The organism is Fictibacillus aquaticus, assembly GCF_002245695.1.
Taxonomy (GTDB): domain Bacteria; phylum Bacillota; class Bacilli; order Bacillales; family Fictibacillaceae; genus Fictibacillus; species Fictibacillus aquaticus.
This window is the reverse complement of the sequence record NZ_NOII01000045.1, coordinates 1-1,794: the sequence shown is the minus strand read 5'-3', so window position 1 is coordinate 1,794 and position 1,794 is coordinate 1. Positions and strand designations below refer to the sequence as shown.

3 protein-coding genes are annotated in these 1,794 nt (G+C 46.0%); all 3 read left to right on the top strand.

All coding sequences use genetic code 11. The features are described 5' to 3' along the window. The coding region (locus CGZ90_RS19070; RefSeq protein WP_205727427.1) for a cyclase family protein at positions 1–393 on the top strand (393 nt) is incomplete at its 5' end. A gap of 74 nt (positions 394–467) precedes the next feature. Continuing rightward, positions 468–758: a hypothetical protein gene (locus CGZ90_RS19065; protein ID WP_094254093.1), complete on the top strand. Its 291-nt coding sequence runs from the start codon at positions 468–470 to the stop codon at positions 756–758. Between the two features lie 4 nt (positions 759–762). Then, positions 763–1,794: conserved virulence factor C family protein (locus tag CGZ90_RS19060; RefSeq protein WP_094254092.1), on the top strand; the 1,032-nt coding region annotated here is incomplete at its 3' end.

Sequence of the window (1,794 nt, the reverse complement as noted above, 5' to 3'; positions counted from 1 at the left end):
TGTTCGGTCATTGATGCGTCCTCAAACGAATCTGTCAGCGCGGCGCTTATAAAAGAAAAGGTCAAGAAAGGAACAAAAAGGGTTCTGTTTAAGACCATGTCGTGGCGCGATAGATCCAAGTTTCCTGAAAGTATCATTTTCATTGAAGAAGAAGCAGCTAAAACACTCTCAGAACTGGGAGTAGAGTTAATCGGAGTCGATGTCCCTTCCGTTGATCCGCTGGACAGTAAAGAACTCCGCGCACACCATAGTCTCATGCACCATAATATTCACATAATCGAGGGGCTCGTGCTGGATGATGTAGCGGAAGGAGAATATGAGCTAACAGCGCTTCCGCTGCGTCTTGAAGGAAGCGATGCAAGTCCGGTACGAGCGATACTGCGCACACTATAAAACGGCATTTTGGCTTTCATTCGCCCGTTTCTTTATAATAAAGGCAGAAATAGAATTTTTGCCTGGAGGAAAGCATGTTTAAATACGGATTTATCAATTATTTTGAAGCTCAATTAACCCCCATGAATCATGAAATAATGGAGATAGGCCCATGGACGAATGTTTACCTCTCTTTTGAAGTGGCGGATAGAGATAAGCTGCCTGACGATCTTCAGGATCCAGGGGGACTTGCGGTATACGATTCTGATGGAGAACTGAAAGACTTGGTCGTACTTAATGAAGGCACCGACAGTGAGTATAAGTTTACTGATCTGGAAAAAGAACAGCTGTACCGCTATCTGTCTTCTATAAACGATAAGGAGTGAGAACGTGAAAATTACAGGTATTGAACCAACGCCAAGTCCAAACTCGATGAAAATTAATCTGGACGAGAACCTGCCTGAAGGAGTACGTCATAATTATACGAAGGATTCGGCCGCAGATGCTCCAGCGGAAATAAAGAAAATATTTGCCGGCGGCGGTGTAACCAATATTTATCACGTGCAAAACTTTCTTGCGGTGGAAAGGCATCCGAAAGCGGACTGGGAAGAGGTTCTTGCAGTCATAAGAAAAGCTTACGGTCAGGAAGAGAAGAAAACGGCGAAAGCTGATGAAGCTTCAACGCATGATGATGAAGAAATCACGGTGCTCATCCAGAGGTTCCGCGGTTTGCCGATGCAAATAAAACTGAAGACAGATGCCGAGGAAAGAAGGGTCGGTCTGCCAGAACGTTTTACTGCGGCAGCTCTTAAAGCCCAAGAAGCTTCTGACAATCTTGTTATGGAAAGAGAATGGGTAGATGAAGGGGTCCGGTACGGCAGTCTTGAAGAGGTGGGCCGTGAAGTGGCTGAAGAGCTGGCAGCAGCCTATCCTCAGAGCCGGATCGATGAACTCGTAAACAATGCTTTCTCATTTAAAGCTGGTGAAGGAACGCCTGAACAAGAGGTATCCCGAGATGAGGTGGCTGAAAAGCTGCTAGAAGACAGCTGGGAGACTCGTTATGCGGCTCTTGAACGCATGAATCCGACAGTTGATGATTTGATGGTACTGAAAAGAGCTTTGAAAGATGAAAAGACTTCTATCCGCCGGCTTGCGGTCGTTTATCTTGGAATGATTGAGGATGAGGCAGTGCTTCCGCTTTTATATATTGGACTTAAGGATAAAAACGCTTCAGTAAGGCGGACAGCTGGAGATGCTCTTTCTGACATCGGAAATCCTAAAGCGATTCCGGCAATGTGCGAAGCGCTCGAGGATAAGAATAAGCTGGTCAGATGGCGTGCAGCACGTTTTCTTTTTGATCTGGGCGATGAAAGTGCACTTCCGGCATTGAAGGCGGCTGAGCATGATCCGGAATTTGAAGTT